Origin of the sequence: Dermabacter sp. HFH0086 (genome assembly GCF_000413375.1) — a bacterium.
Lineage (GTDB): Bacteria > Actinomycetota > Actinomycetes > Actinomycetales > Dermabacteraceae > Dermabacter > Dermabacter hominis.
On record NZ_KE340308.1, the window covers coordinates 2,187,601 to 2,202,028 of the forward strand.

The 14,428-nt window shown below is 62.7% G+C and carries 16 protein-coding genes and 1 pseudogene; all 17 read right to left on the minus strand.

From position 1 onward, the window contains the following. Window positions 1–5: 5 nt before the first annotated feature. On the minus strand, window positions 6–818 hold the full coding sequence (locus HMPREF1484_RS09675) for a hypothetical protein (protein WP_016664859.1): 813 nt from the start codon (window positions 816–818) through the stop codon (window positions 6–8). After that, a complete protein-coding gene (locus tag HMPREF1484_RS11025) occupies window positions 815–4,234 on the minus strand; it encodes a phage tail tape measure protein (protein ID WP_016664860.1) in 3,420 nt (1,139 codons plus the stop codon). Before HMPREF1484_RS11025 ends, HMPREF1484_RS09675 begins: the two co-directional genes overlap by 4 nt. Window positions 4,235–4,545: 311 nt before the next feature. Beyond that, complete coding sequence (locus HMPREF1484_RS09690; protein WP_016664862.1) at window positions 4,546–5,079, minus strand: hypothetical protein; 534 nt, start codon at window positions 5,077–5,079, stop codon at window positions 4,546–4,548. A 66-nt stretch (window positions 5,080–5,145) separates the two neighbouring features. Beyond that, entirely contained in the window at window positions 5,146–5,706 is a 561-nt protein-coding gene (locus HMPREF1484_RS09695; protein ID WP_016664863.1) for a hypothetical protein, read from the minus strand. After that, a complete protein-coding gene (locus HMPREF1484_RS09700; RefSeq protein WP_016664864.1) occupies window positions 5,706–5,927 on the minus strand; it encodes a hypothetical protein in 222 nt (73 codons plus the stop codon). Before HMPREF1484_RS09700 ends, HMPREF1484_RS09695 begins: the two co-directional genes overlap by 1 nt. Then, on the minus strand, window positions 5,911–6,303 hold the full coding sequence (locus HMPREF1484_RS09705) for a hypothetical protein (protein ID WP_016664865.1): 393 nt from the start codon (window positions 6,301–6,303) through the stop codon (window positions 5,911–5,913). Before HMPREF1484_RS09705 ends, HMPREF1484_RS09700 begins: the two co-directional genes overlap by 17 nt. Next, window positions 6,300–6,653 carry an HK97-gp10 family putative phage morphogenesis protein gene (locus HMPREF1484_RS09710; RefSeq protein ID WP_016664866.1) on the minus strand — a complete coding sequence of 118 codons (354 nt, stop codon included), beginning with the start codon at window positions 6,651–6,653 and terminating at the stop codon, window positions 6,300–6,302. The genes HMPREF1484_RS09705 and HMPREF1484_RS09710 overlap by 4 nt, the downstream gene beginning before the upstream one ends. After that, entirely contained in the window at window positions 6,634–7,029 is a 396-nt protein-coding gene (locus HMPREF1484_RS09715) for a DUF6093 family protein (RefSeq protein ID WP_147594918.1), read from the minus strand. Before HMPREF1484_RS09715 ends, HMPREF1484_RS09710 begins: the two co-directional genes overlap by 20 nt. Further along, entirely contained in the window at window positions 7,010–7,384 is a 375-nt protein-coding gene (locus HMPREF1484_RS09720) for a hypothetical protein (protein ID WP_016664868.1), read from the minus strand. The genes HMPREF1484_RS09715 and HMPREF1484_RS09720 overlap by 20 nt, the downstream gene beginning before the upstream one ends. Window positions 7,385–7,469: 85 nt before the next feature. Then, window positions 7,470–8,504, minus strand: coding sequence for a Mu-like prophage major head subunit gpT family protein (locus HMPREF1484_RS09725; protein WP_016664869.1), 1,035 nt, complete (start codon window positions 8,502–8,504; stop codon window positions 7,470–7,472). Window positions 8,505–8,522: 18 nt separating this feature from the next. Beyond that, a complete protein-coding gene (locus HMPREF1484_RS09730) occupies window positions 8,523–8,873 on the minus strand; it encodes a DUF2190 family protein (RefSeq protein WP_016664870.1) in 351 nt (116 codons plus the stop codon). Then, complete coding sequence (locus HMPREF1484_RS09735; RefSeq protein ID WP_016664871.1) at window positions 8,873–9,829, minus strand: hypothetical protein; 957 nt, start codon at window positions 9,827–9,829, stop codon at window positions 8,873–8,875. The genes HMPREF1484_RS09730 and HMPREF1484_RS09735 overlap by 1 nt, the downstream gene beginning before the upstream one ends. Continuing rightward, on the minus strand, window positions 9,829–10,839 hold the full coding sequence (locus HMPREF1484_RS11030; RefSeq protein WP_016664872.1) for a phage minor head protein: 1,011 nt from the start codon (window positions 10,837–10,839) through the stop codon (window positions 9,829–9,831). The genes HMPREF1484_RS09735 and HMPREF1484_RS11030 overlap by 1 nt, the downstream gene beginning before the upstream one ends. After that, window positions 10,836–12,332, minus strand: coding sequence for a hypothetical protein (locus tag HMPREF1484_RS09745; protein WP_016664873.1), 1,497 nt, complete (start codon window positions 12,330–12,332; stop codon window positions 10,836–10,838). The genes HMPREF1484_RS11030 and HMPREF1484_RS09745 overlap by 4 nt, the downstream gene beginning before the upstream one ends. Window positions 12,333–12,348: 16 nt before the next feature. After that, window positions 12,349–13,821 (minus strand): phage terminase large subunit, encoded by a 1,473-nt coding sequence (gene terL, locus HMPREF1484_RS09750; protein WP_016664874.1) that lies wholly within the window; start codon window positions 13,819–13,821, stop codon window positions 12,349–12,351. An 11-nt stretch (window positions 13,822–13,832) separates the two neighbouring features. After that, window positions 13,833–14,273 carry a hypothetical protein gene (locus HMPREF1484_RS09755; protein ID WP_147594919.1) on the minus strand — a complete coding sequence of 147 codons (441 nt, stop codon included), beginning with the start codon at window positions 14,271–14,273 and terminating at the stop codon, window positions 13,833–13,835. 57 nt (window positions 14,274–14,330) lie between these two features. Beyond that, a pseudogene (locus tag HMPREF1484_RS12010) lies at window positions 14,331–14,423 on the minus strand (HGGxSTG domain-containing protein); the annotation flags it as partial. Between the last annotated feature and the right edge of the window lie 5 nt (window positions 14,424–14,428).

The window sequence follows — 14,428 nt, forward strand, 5'->3', positions numbered from 1 at the left end:
GCCTCCTAGATGTAAGTGTCTCGGTGGTGCACCTCGCACCAACCCTCGCCGCCCTGCAACGCACTGAACTCAGGCGCAATCACCCCGCCCGGGGGAATGCTCACCCAGTCGCGGCGGGAAGCGCGGTGAGTCGTGTTTGAACCGGCCTCGAAGATCGCGCCATCCATCCGCACTTCAACCGGGCGCGCTTTCGTGGTGGGCCACGGCCACGTGATCGTCTTCCGGTTCACGGTGATCTCGAACCCGCCCGGGAAGTTACCCACGACGAGGAGCACCGGCCACGCCTCCGCATTACCCGCGTTACGGATCGGGTCGTTCGCTGCTATGCCCGTCCCGAACGTGAGTACGCCACCACGGTGGAACAGCGGATACTCCAGCCCGACACCCGTACCGACCGGGTGAAGGAACGTCACCTGCTCCGGCGCGTAAAGATACGGGTCGACTGCTGCCAACAGCATGTCGAAATCCGACAGCGTGTCCGTGTCCGGCTCGACCTTCAACTCATCCGCTAACCGAAAATTGTTAGCGAGATCGAGGCCGCCGTGAACCATGCGAACCTCAACCGCCTGCCCGTCGTGAAACAGCCCAGCGAGCCGGTCACGCTCCGCCTGCTGATCGTCACAGTCATCGTGATGAAACAGCCCAGTGATCCGAACGAGCCGGTTAGACCACCGCCCATCCGACGTGTGCTCACCGTGCCCCAAACGGTCCACGGTTTCGAGTCGCACCCCGGGCGTGTCAAACCACCCGGTCACGCGCTCCATATCCCACGGCCCGCGAAGCATATCTACGCCGCCGACGGTTAGTGAATCAATCACACGAGCCCCCTCACCGAGCTAAGCACACGGCCCAGAGTCTGTTCTGCCGCGATGTCTGCCGCTTCACGATTCAACCCGTAGAACTTGTTTTCCACAGTCACGTTGCCGCGGGCCGCGACCGCGTTAGCAAACTCCCGCATAGACGCGCCGTTGTTGATGTACTCAAGTACCGGCCCGAACTTCCTCGCTTGCGCGCCGTTCACGACGTACTCGTCACCCGCGAGAGGCTGAGCCAGATAACGGCCGCGGGCCGCGCCGGGCGCGAACGGCCACAGGACGTTATCCACACCAGGGCCCGGATATCCGCCAGGCACCCACCCGCCAGACGACAACCCAGGCGACACCCAACCGCCGTGCGCGAGACCCGCGGCTCGTTTCGCTGCCGCCAACGCGTTCATGCCGAAAGTGCGGATACGAACCGAAATATCCTTCGAGTGCAACCCAGCGACGCTATTCCGCAGAGCGTCCACGTCGCCCTTGCCGCTAGTTTTCGCGGTGACTTTGACGTTCTTGTCTTTCACAGAATTCAGGTCACCTTTCGCGGCTTTCACGACACGTTCAAGCGCCGATTTTTCCGCCTTCAACTGCGGAGTAGGTTTCATCCCGTCTAGCTCCTTCAACCGAGCTTCCGCAGCGGCCCCCGCAGCCTTCAACTGCTTATCGTTCAAGCCGAGTTTCGGTTCCGGGCTTTGCGCACCGATGTAGGCGAGTTGCAGGTCAGCGGCCTTGACTTTCGTTTGAAGGCCGGAGGTGTCAGCATTCACGACGACGCTCACCAAGTCGGGGAACTTGTTCAATTCCGCTTGAACCTGCTCAGCAGAGGCGAGGGCCTCACCCGAGTTCAGTGCAACATCCGTCTGAATCTTTCTCCCGTCAGCTTCCGCCACCTGGCCACTCCACGCGTCCAAGCTATCGACCGCTGCGCGCTTATCAACCTCAGCCTGCGTCAAAACAGACGGCGGAACCTCCCCAAACTTCGCCACGTAGTTGTCGATCCCCTGCTGCGCCTGCTGCACCTCCAGGTCGACTTTCGTTTGGATCATTTCAGGGGTCAGGCCGAGCTGGTCGGCGTACTGTGCGGCCTGTTCTTTCGTCGCGCCGAACGCTTCCGCTGCGTTGATGATGTCGGTGCGGGCCTTCTGCATGTGGCTCGACGTGAGTTCGCCGTTCTTCTCCAACGCGTCCAGATACTGGAGGCTTGACGAGGCGAGAGAGTCGAGGGCTTCCGCGTTATCCCTAGCGGCCTGTGTCCCGTCCTCCCAGTGCTTGCCGTTCTCTTTCGCTGCTTCCGCTGCGGCCTTCATCTGGTCCTCGTATTCACGGGCCGCGCCACGCACGCCGAGGAACGCGTTACCAATGTCCGACAGTGTCTTCATTAGTTCTTCGTTCGCTTCGGTGAGCGCTTGTGTTGCTTGCTGTGCGGCGCTCATTTCCGGTTCGACTTTGGCGAAGGCTTTACCGGTCGCGTCTACTTGGACGGCCTGCTCACCGAGGGCGATACGCAACAGTTCTGCTTCAGTAGCGTTGAGGCCGTTCGCTTCTGCGATAGCGACGAGTTTCCCGCGGAAGTCCGGCATGAGCTTCAACAGGTTCGACCACGTTTCTTGGCTCTGGTCGGTAGCTTCCCACAGGTTGCGGAATGACGCTTGAGCCGCCGAAAAGTCAGTCGACGCGAGTTCAGCAAGTGACCGACCAAACTCACGCATACGCTGCGCGCCGTCATCCCATCCAGGAACATCGAACCCGATGACGCCACCGAGATCAGCGCTTAGGTTCGACATGCGGTCAAGAATGCCGGGGTTCGCCATGTTTTCTAGGGCTGCCGTGAAGTCTTTAGTGGACTTGATGCCCATGTCCATGCCGTCGAAGATGCGATCCCAGGCCTTTGCAGAGTCAGCGACTTTTAGCGTGTTGATCGCCATTTCTTCCGCGGTTAGCGAGAAGTCCTGCATCGACCCGCCAATGGACGTCAGCGTGTGCACGATGCCCGCAGCACCCAGCACGCCTGCGAACGCTTTGAATGCCTTCGTCGCCTTCGGTGCCGACGTTGAGAATGTTTTGAACGCCTCCACCGAGTCCCGCACCGCCGGGACCAACTTCATGAGGCCACCGCCCGCGAGAAGCGCCACCGACCCCACCGCGCCGAGCGTCCCCACAATCGACTTCACCGGCCCGGGAAGGCTATTGAACGCGTCTGCGAGAGACGCCGCGCCCTCCGCCACCTGCGCGAACACCGGCAACAGTGAAGCGCCCAGACTAATCCCCGCGTCCACGATCCGGTTGAACGCGATACGCATACGCGACTCCGCCGTCTCGTAACGCTGATTAGCTTCCGCGAGGAGTGCCGTGTTCTTCACGAACTCTTCGTTACCGGCAGCAAGCGCCCGCGCCAGCTCCTCATGCGCGCCCGCCAAGCGCAACATCGTGTCCTGCTCGCGAATGCCTTTGATGCCTAGCTCGGTGAGAGTCTGCGCGACAGACCCGCCAGACTCCTGAACACGGTTCAAACCACCGACGAACATTTCCAGAGCCTTCGACGGGGACTCACGCCAAGCCGTCGCGAACTTCTCAGCAGATACGCCCGCGACCTCAGCGAACCCGGCCAGGCCGTCGCCGCCTTCACGGACAGCCGCGTCCATTTTCTTCATGACCATTGACATGGCGGTGCCGCCCGCCTCAGCCTCAATACCAACCGAGGACATTGCTGCGGCAAGACCGAGAACGTCGCCTTCGGTCATGTTCATTTGACGGCCCGTGCCGGCGAGGCGCATGCCCATCGCGAGGATCTCAGATTCAGTTGTCGCGAAGTTATTACCCAATCCGACGAGAGTCGAACCGAGGTTGTCCACGAGGCCCACGTTCGTGCCCATGATGTTAGAGAACCGGGCGAGGCTTGTCGCGGCTTCCTCCGCGGTGAGGTTCGTGGACTCGCCGAGATCGATCATGGTTTTCGTGAACGACGCGACATCTTCCCGGGCGATACCGAGCTGTCCCGCAGCCTCCGCGACACCGGCGATCTCCGCGTGGGTCGCTGGGAGTGTTTTAGCGAGACCGCGAAGTTCGCCTTCAAGCTGCGCCATTTCCTGCGGCGTGCCATCGACGGTTTTCTTCACGCCCGCCCACGCCGACTCCCAGTCCATCGCGGCCTTCACAGCCACACCGAGACCCGCGGCCATAGCGGTGCCCGCGCCGAGCATTGTCGTGCCGACACGAGAATACGACTGTTCCAGATCACGCGCGGCCTGAGCGGCTTTGCTGCCCTTCGAGGCGTTCTTGTCGAGGTTCTGGGAGGCGCGGGACGCGGCGTCGAGTTCACGCGCTAGTCCTTTAGCGGCGGCACCCGCACGGGTCGCGTTCGCCTGGAACTTCGACACATTCAACTCGAGCACTGTGCGGATCGTGCGTTCCTGCGCCACGCGCGCCTCCTACTGTTTTTGTTTGGTTTCGTCGAACCGTGCGAACGCTACGAGGGCCTGCGCGTCCGGGTCATCTCCGCGCGCCCGCATACCGGCTTGGATTGCGCGGCCGACATAACACCGCTTGAACACGGCCTCGAACGCCCGCTGGTTCTTCGGGTCCTGGCACTGCGACGCGTCACCGCCACAGATTGGGCACTTGTTTTTCTCTTCCTCAGCCTCCACGCGGCGGAGGGCGAGGGCGAGGTCGCGGTCAGCGTCATCCCACGCCCTGAAATGGGAATATGGGATGCCGAGAGCTGCCGCTGCTTCTAATTCGTTTCTGAGGTCTGCCGATTCTCGGATTCGGCTAGCGAGAAAGGGACCGCGGTCTGTGAAGTGTTGAGCGACAGGGCAAGTTTGATGATCGTCTGGAACTGCCCGAACGAGATCTCGTCAACAACATCCGCCCACTGGAACCCTTCAACCGGGTTGCCGTGGCCGTCCACCACTTTCGTGATAGCCGCGTCCATGAGCGCCCGGTCGAACGTGTCAGTGTTGAACCCGGTTTCCTTATCGAACGGGTCACCTTCACGCGGGGGGTGCTGTGCCATCAACCGGCCGAAGTCTTTCGGGGCGAGGCGTTCCACCGTAATCACGCGGGCGGCCGTCTTGATCTTGTCTTTCAGCTCGTCCTGTTGGTCCCGGAGGTCGTCGAGCATCGCCCCGGCTTCCTTCGCCAGGTCCTCGTCTTCACTGCGGTTGAAGATCAGGGAGTAGCCCGCAATCTTCTGTTCGAGCTGCTGCCACTCCACTTCGAGGCTGCCGTCAATAGTGGTCGTGAATTCGTGTTTCGGTTGGGGCATGGGGTTCTCCTAGAAGAAAAAAGGGGGGCCGCCAGTGGCAAGGAAACACCGACGGCCCCACGACTATTAGGCGAGCTTCACGTCCTGCAAATACAGGTCGCCCGAACCCGTAGCGGTGAACATGAGGTCTTCACCATCCACCGGTTGATTCTTCGACCGCTGCTGCACGTTCATGCGGTAAACGTCCACCTTCGTTTCAGCCGTGACGGGCTTCTGCGAGTCCCACCCGAACGCCTGCACAACATAGACGGACTGCCCCTCCGGGAGAGCCGTGTACACGGCGTTAATGAGATCTTCCGCGCCAGCCTGCTGGTCATAGATCGCGGTCAGCGTGAGGTCGATCGACTCGCCCGTCTTCACGGACTGCGTGAACTTCTCGCACATGCGCTTACGGTCACGGTTCGTGAGGTTACGGGTCGCCGAGAACCCGTCCATGTTCATGTGGCAATCGGCCTTCACCGTGTCCGCGGCGGTCGTGAGAGCCGTCAGCGGGAACGTCTTCGCCTGATCAGTGAGAGGCGCGCCGATGGTTTCCTTCTGAACGATCCACAGGGGCGTGTTACCGGAGGCGATAACACCGTCCATGCCGGTGGTGGACTGAATGATCTTGAGTGCCTGGTCGCTCATTACTTTGTCTCCTTAGTGAGTTCGATACGCGGTTTCGTTGGCAGGGGCTTGCCGTAACGATCGACGGCGGGGTGTCCTTCGAGAATCTCCGCGCCTGCCTTTGTTGCGAGTGCGCGGGTCGTCGTGTAGTGGGCACCAGAGGTGGGGTGCTTCGCGCGAACCCACTCCCCCGGGTGCTTGTACGGTTCGGTTACTTGGGCGGGTTTACTTTTCGCGTTCATGTCGTCTCCGTTTCGTTGTCCACTGGAACGTGAGTGTCTTGCTCCACGACCGTGGGGCCGTGGCGGTTTCGGGTAGCGGGTCGCCGTCGAATGATGTGTCGGTGAACGTGCCGTCCGGTGTGCCGGTGCGCGCGCCGTCCAACATGTCGGTGACGTAGTAGGCGAGCCATGTGGCTTCCTCTTCGGTCTGCCCGACACACATCACGGTCAATGTGTGCACGCGATCAACGGCTGCGGCAGACATGCGCCGGTTGCCAACCGTGCCGGGAGTGATCGACACGCGGATCATGCGGGCCGGTGCGTCCTTCGGGTTGACCGGAACGCCGAGCGGTTCGAGAAGTCGAACGGCTGCGTCGAAAACGTCGAACGGGTTCACAGCAAGTCCTCCGTAATCTGAGCAACCGCGTCCTCATACCGTGGGACGATCATGTCCGTGGCGGGCCGCAGGTACGGTTGTGCGCGTTGCCTACGTGTTCCGCCCTCGACGTAAGCGCCGTAATTAGCGGTTGGGCCTACCTCGCCGCGGATACTCGAACCGCGCACCGAAACATCCGAGCTAATACTCGAACGAAGGAAACCAGTGTCGACGGGGGCGAGTGTTTTCGCGGTCGCCTCAATGTCTTTCACGGCTTTACCAAGCGCGGTAGTGGCGCGCCGTTGTGCTTTCAACGGGGCCGCCGCGAGGTCGTTCGCGAGACGGTTTATCTCATTCGAGCCGTGAAGCATCACGAACCTCCCTACACGTCAGGTGGATAGCGGACTGGAATGTGCGGGGTGACGTGTCTGTTACCCACAGGACGCGGCCCACCATGCCTGGGGATATAGATTCCGTGATGGTCACGCGGTCGTTAGCCTCTACCCCGTCGGCGTTCCACGGGATAATCACGACCGGGTCAGCGGGTGTTGCTTCCCCCGCGAGGTGCGGGACGCGGGACGCGGCATCGGCCCGAGGTAGCCGCGCCTTGCCCTCCCACACGACAGTGGTCGTTTCCTCCGTCTCCCCCGTGGCACGGTTGAACGTTCCCGTGACCCGCTCGACCCGAACGCGGTCAACCATCACGGCCTCCTGGATAGCGCGGGCGTTAGAAAGAATTGAATCCACGCTCCACCGCCTCGTTACTGCGAGTGTGGTGGCGGAACTCGACAACGAACGGTCCGCCGTCATCGTCTGCCACCGTCAAGTCATCCAGTCGCGCGCGGAGGCGTTCAGCGACTTTCAGCCACGCGTCTGCCTGTTTGTCCCACGCGACGGTGATGTCTTCCACCTGGGTTACGCCGACCATGCGGGTGGCGTTCGCGGCGAGTGTTTCCGCGGCGAGCACTGCAACGCGGAGGGTTGCTTGGAGGTCCGTCGAGTCCAGGTCTACGCCGAGGACGTTCGCGAGTGCCACAATCGTGTCGTCTGCTAGTTGGTCGCTTGTAGCGCCAACGAGTGTGCGCACGGTGTCGATAAGCACGGTTGCCTCCAAAGATTAGAAAGAACAGGGGGCGGGGCGGCCAGTCCCCCATTACCCAAATAACTGGCCGCCCCTGCTTTTGATGTCAGTTGCCGCGGGACACGAACGTGAACGTCGGGTCGATAGCTGCGGCACCAACAATGTGGCGGACACGGTACTGAATCGTGTCGTCATCAAACGAGCCCTCGCCGACCGGGATCGAACCGCCGCCAACACGGTTACCCTGGTCGTTCTTGTAACGAAGGTCAGGAGTCTCATGCCCGGACATGAACGCGGTCACGAGTGCGGGGCGCGCCGTGTTCGGTGCCGGGAGAAGGAACCACGTCTTGGAGGCCTTCGCGTGAGTCGAACGCATGAGGTTCGGGTCAACCACGACAGTGACAGCACCGGCGAGAATGTTCGCCGACGTCACCTCAGTGTCGCCGTCGGTGCGGCGGATCTGCGAGGCGTTTACGATCTCACGTGCCTGGAACTCGAGAGCCGGAGGCACCACGAGAACGAGGTTCGGGCGGACGAGCGGGCGACCGTTCACGTCGCGCTTCTGCGAGACAGTTTCAATGGCTTCCTGGAGCGACTTGCGGGTGAGCGCTGCCGACTCTGGGGCGTTACCGTTAGCGGCCTTGAAGAAGTCCGTGTTCACGTCCGTGCGCTTACCGTTGAGAAGCGCGTCCGCGGTCGCGGTGCCTTCGAGGTCGCGGGCGGCCTGCGCGAGCGTGTCGTGAATGTTGCGGAACGCGCCCAGTTCATCATTCACGATCATCTCGTACGTGAGGCCGAGACGGCGGCCATACTTGCGGGCCTGGAACTCAAACTTCGTCTCGGAGAAGTCCCCCGCCGGGTACTCGGTTGCTTCCGGGACGAGTTCGAGGCCGTTATAGCCGAGAAGCTGCTTATACGTCTGCGGCTTGAAGTTCTGCACCGTGGTGCGGGTCGAGTACTGCGACCACACCGGCGTGAGCGCCTGATAGGCGGCAGCGAGCTTCGTGTTAAACCCGCGGCCGAGGAGCTGCGGGAAGTCGCTAGTGGTGAGCGACTCCACCATGTCGGCCTTCGCGCGGTAGTCACCGGACGAGGCGCGGTCGAACAGACGGTACGCTTCGAGAATTTGCTTGTTAGACACTTAGTCTCCCCTAACTGGTTAGGCCGCTACCGCGGGTGCGGTGCCGGGCTGAAGAATCTTCACGGCGATAACGCCGTCGCTTGCCTGCGTGCCGTAGGCGGCACCGAACACGGTCGTGCCGGACGCGGCGAGGCCCGAGTCCGTGATGTAGATCGGGTCGCCGACGTTCTTGACAGCACCCTTCACCTGAAGGTTGAACGCGCCCGAGAACCACACGGTCGCCGAGTCAGCGGGGTTGCCGCCCTCGCCGCGACCGGTTACGGCGACACCGTTCAGGACACCGACACGAACCGGGTCGCCGGACTTCACGCCCGCCTTCACCGGCACCGACAGGTGGTCTGCGTGACGGAAAATTTCGTTAGTTGCCATTAGCGTGTCTCCTTCGCGGTGAGAGCGGCGAGAAGTTCGTCGTCGCTCAGGTCAGTGGATTCGTTGATGTTGGGGCCTACACCCGTGGGGGTGCCTTCACCCGTGGTGGTGCGCTTGTCGGCGGCTGCTGCCTCAACGGCGGCCTTGAACGCTTCGAGGTTCACGCGGCCGTCGTCGTTGCGGGTGATAGCTGCCTTGAGTCCTGCGGTTTCGAGGCGGTTGAAGTCCGCGTCTGCTTCGCTGATGGTCTTGTCGACGGCTGCCATGTCTGCGGACTCGAACGCATCCTTCAGTGCCTTCTCAGCAGTTTCGGCTCGTTCAATAGCGGTGTCACGTTCGGCTTCGAGGGCTTCCACCCGGTTAGCCTTCTCCGTGAGCGCCTGGAACTGAGATTCCTGAATCTCCATAACCTGGTTCTCCTTCATTTCTTTCTTGCTGGCCCGGCCCGGGTGGGCGGGAGTCTCATTGAGGGTGCGGCGCGCGGACTCGTACAGTTCACGAACTTTGCCGCCGCGCCCGGCCTTCGTCACGAAGTCCACCGAGAGGGCTTCATCCAGTGACGTAATAATCGGTCGTCCGTCCTCGTCGGATTCAGTGACGGTGCCGGTCGCGCGGATCGATACGCCGATAGCGTCATGCATGCCCGCGATGACGGACCGCCACGGCTCGAACGTTTGAGCTTCTGCTACGAGGGCGGTGCCGTCCCAGTAAGCGTCCTCGGTGAGGACACCGGCGAGGTCCTTGATGGATCGTTCCGGGCGGTCTTGTGTTTCCGCGACCGAGGGGTGGTCGGCGAACATTTGTGTGCCCTTCGCGAACACACGCTCCGCGGCCGCGGCTTTCAGTGTCTCCTCGGGGTACACGCCGGACGACCCGATACCGGGGGTGATGATCTGCACGAGCATGCGGCCTTCCCCGTGTGGGGCGACAGTGCCGAACGTTTCAGTTAGTTTCATTAGTAGCCTTTCGGTGGTTTCGCCATGAAGTAGCCGGGCCGCCAATTCGCGTTGTCTCGCCTCACCGACCACGCCGAGATCGGGAAGTCTCCTTGTTTCCAAGCGTTGAAGCCGCGCCGCCCGAGAATCCCCACCTGCGTGTCCTCGTCCTGACTGTTGAACCATGTTTCCCCGTCCTCCAAGCCTGGAAGGCCGTCGTCTATCCCGGTGAAGCTGAGTGCCGCCCATGACTTCGTGACCGGCAACCGGCCGCAACGGCCACTGTGGTGATCCAGTGGGCCTTCCTCTTCCGGGGGGTGCATGGTGCCGTGTTGGGCGATGCATGACCCGCAGGTTTTCGCGTCCAAGTGGGTGATCCACACCCAGCCTTGAAGGATGTCGAGGTTCTGGAGGTCCGTCACGTATTGGCCGAGCCTCATCGCGTCGAGCATTTCGGTGCGTGAGGTGTTGAGGGCGCGGGCGAGGCTCATGTTCATGTCACGCTCGCAGTCCGCCACGATCTGTTGAGCGACGAGGCGGGGGTTGTCACCGAGGGCGACAGCGCGGTTCAATCGCCGTGCGATAGCCGCGTGCGTATCGGATAGGGCGGGCCATGTGGTGGACGTGATTTGTTCCGTTGAGCGGGCGACCATCGCGTTGATCTGCTCAGTGTCAGCGCGACGGAAAGACGGCACACCCTGCGCGGTGTACATCGCCGTCTCGCCCTCCACGCCGAGACTAATAACGTCCGGCAACGAGTCGGTGAGTGTGTCGGTTGTGAACGCCGCGAGGTCATCCAGGTTCTGTTCGATCACCCGTAGGGCGGCTTTAGTTCGGCGCGGGTCCAGCGGCACAGCGTCATCAACGTTGCCCGCCGCGACCTGCCCCAGAATTGACGCCTCGACCTCCGCTGCCACGTCCACCCACACGCGGGTCCATGCCTTCGCTAGTTCACGAGTGTGGTGGTCGAGGTGTGTGTCCATCGCGGCCTGCATTGCTGCCTCGAGCCGGTAAACGTCCTCTGGGTTCACTCAGTGCCTCCGAACCGGCCGAACTGATCCAACAGCGAAGCGGGGTCCGTGCCGTCCTTCACCGCGCGAGTCAACACACCACCAACAGTGCGGTACGGGTCGCGCCACTGCCCTTCGTCATCCGTGAGTTCGTCCAGCACGTCGTCGATGTTCTCCACACCTAGGGCGGTGAGGAGTTCGCGGGCGATGATGAGCGGGGGAAGTTTTCCGGTCGCGTCCGCGGTCGCGAGGGCGTTCACGAGTTCACTCACCGTGTTGGTGGAGAGGTCCGGCCACGCGACCTTCACGACCGGGACGGTGCCGTCGAGTTCAGCGCGTTCAGTCTGCGCCCAATCATCACGAACAATCACGCCATGCAAGGGGCCTTGCGGTGCACGCACTGCCGCCTCGATCGTGTACTCAGTGAGATCACGGTACGCGGCTGCCCACACGTCCCGGCGTGCCTGCATTGCGAGATACATGGGTTCATCAAGTGTTTCAGCGGTCGCGCGTGCACCCGTCACGCCAGGGTCACCCGTGAGCATGGTGATCGGCACGTCCAGGCCGGACGCGATCATCGCGAGGATCGGGCGGCCCGAGTCCGCGTCAATAGTCGCGCCGGTCTTCGGGATCGCCTCCAGGGACTCCCCCACGCCCTGGACGTATGTCGCGCCCGCGCTCGAGCCGAGTTCCGGGACACCGGCGGGCATGCGCGTGAGGGCTTGTGCAGCGCGGCGTGCCCGCTTCCCGTCCGCCGTAGCGCGCCAAGCGAACTGGGATAGGGACCGCATGAGCTTCGCCCAGTCCGCGAGAAAATCACGGTACGCGCGTGCCCACGGCGCGATAGACACGAGATCGGAAAGACCGTAAAGCCAGCCGTCCAGGTCGTTGATCTTCACGTGGCGGACAGGCGCGTCCCACCGGACAGGTTTCCCGTCGATCATGCGGGGGCGCTGTGCGGGCTGGTGCGTGATGTCCGGGTAGAGCGTGACTTGCTCGCGGTCGTTCACCGTGTGGCGGCGCTCGTAGAACTGGACGGTGAGGCGGTCGCCCGGGTCAGTGTGTATCGCGGTGATCTCCTCGAACGGGAGAGTCCGCAAACGAACCACGCCGGTCGTGGGATTCGTGAACGCGGCAATAAACACGTTGCCGTCCGTCGTCAACGAACGCTCGAGGCGTGCGCGGGCTTCAGGTCCGGTAACGGCTTTCACGTTCTCTGGCATGCCCCACCACGCCGCGACAGTCTCCGCGACGTCAGGGTTCTCGTGCTCCACCGTGACCTGCGGGCCGCCATTGCCGTGCACGTACGAACAGCGCAACGCGACACCACGCCGCACGAGGGGGTGGGCGACGACGAGGGCGCGCGCGTCACGAGCTGCACTCAACCGCGCCGCATCTGACACCGTGTCCGGGTCTTCGGTGAGGTGACGCCAGCCGCGGTCCTCAAGATGGAGGGACACGTCCGCGAGGGATTCCACGACACGAGCCGGTTTCAGAAAATCAAACAAACCCATGCGTGGTGTCCTTCCTTTAGTAGCCGCCGAAGTCCTCCATCCGGAGGTCCAACAAGTCGTCAGCGGTGAGAATGTCCCCGCCGCCCGTCAGTAGCGGCGTGAGGAACAGTTGGTTCAGTGCTTGAGTGAGCGCGTCCACCGTGTCGTCGTGAGCCGCGTCCGGGAAGTCCCGGGCTTCCTCGATGAGGGTGGAAACGTTAGGCAGTAGGTCAGGTGCCGGGAGATACACGGCTCCGGCGGCGGTGAATGGTTGGACCGCGACCGCGCGCGCGTATTTCCCGCCGTCCGGCTCCACCGGGGTGATGCCCGGGACTCTCGCGCGTAGTGACGTGATTACGGCGGGGCCGTTCGCTTTGTCCTCAACGAACACTTGCTGGGCTTGTGGCCATTTCGCGGTCATCGCGAGAATCGCGTCCAACGTGGCCGTGAAGTCCAACCTGGCTCGTGTCTGGTCGAGAAGGTAGGCGCGCCCGTTCTGCAACGCCCACACCTGCCCCGCGACATAATCCGATGTCGCGCTGTTTTTGAACGTCAAGTCCCACGACTGAATAACGCGGTCGAACGCCTGCGGAAGAATGTGGCGGCCCTCGTGATCTACGGTCCACAGTGGGTGGGTGTAGCGCGGCCATTCAGTGGGGAATACTCCAGCGGTCTCCGGTGTCGGATTCCCCTGGTATAGGGCATTCCACGTGCGTGGCCCCGCCTGGCGTTTGATCCGCTCCCAGTCCTGCTCGTCCCTGCCGCGGGTAGACGTGAGGTACTCGCCCTCGGCGCGGCCTAGCGGGTCATCGTCCCCGGTCGCTTGTGCGGGAATGTTGAGGAACCGCCACGTGTCCGGGGCATCCGCGAGCAGTCGGCCCGCGAGATCGTCGTGGTGCCACCTGGTCATGATCAGGATGACTGGGGCACCGGGTGCGAGGCGGGTCGATGCTACGTCGGTCCACCAGTTCCACACGTTCTCTCGGATAGTCGCGGACTCCGCCTGTGCGCGGTCTTTGAACGGGTCGTCGATCAGGAGGAGGTCGACGGGGCGGCCCGTGAGTGCGCCGCCGATACCTGTGGCGTATACGCCGCCCTGGTGGCCGTTGAGCCGCCAGTCATGCTGCGCGCCCTGATCCGAGGCAATACTGAGACCTGTGCTGGGGTACTGCTCGATATCAGTCCGGATCGTGCGGCCCCACCTGCGTGCCATGCCGTGCTCATACGAGGCGATCGCGATGCGCGTGTCAGGGTCACGAGTGAGCACCCAGTGCGGAAACCACCTAGATACGCGCTGTGACTTACCCTCCTGCGGGGGCATCGAAATAATCAACCGCGCGTTCGGTGTCGTCACCGCGTCCACAAGCGCCTGGTCGATCAAATCAAGAGCCGGTGTCTGCACCGTCCCCGCGTCCAGGTCCAGCGCTAGCGCACCCGGTGACTCCCAGCGGGACCGCACCGACGGTTCAAACAGGCGCGCGGCGGCCTCCACCCAGTCCAGGCCGTCCACACGCACCCCCTTTACTGTGTCAGCATCCTTAGCGCCTGCGGGACAATCTGCGGTACCAACGCTTGCTGATCCGCGGTGAGTCGTAGCCCGTCCAGGACGGTGCGGATCGCCTGAGCAACCAACGCGCCCTGCGACTCCGCCAGCTTCACGCGGCGTTCCTCTACTCCAGCACGCAGCGCGGCGGACGCGTACTGTGCGAGACGGTTCTTCGCGTCCACCAGCATCCTGTACTCGACCGCCGGGGTCGCCTCCACCTGGCGTAGAGTCGTTACCCCGCCCCGGTCCTTCCCCTCCGTCACCTTAGTGAGGCCGTTCGTAAGGCGCTTCTCGTCCGTGGACTGTAGGTGGTCTACCCGCGCCGTCCAGTACGCGACCTCACCCGCGGTGGAATGCACCAAGTCCAGGAGAGCCTTCGACGGGTCTACGGTGATCGGGTGAGCAAGTTTGAGCACTTCACGTTCCGCTGCCTGCTCCTGCAACCTACGGGCCGCTGCTTCCTTCGCCCGAGGGGAGGACCCTCCATGCATGCGGCACACCGTGGATCCCTTGATTGGGTGGTTTTTGCAGGTGTCGCCGGAGCGGGTTTTGGCTTTGCATTGCATGGGGT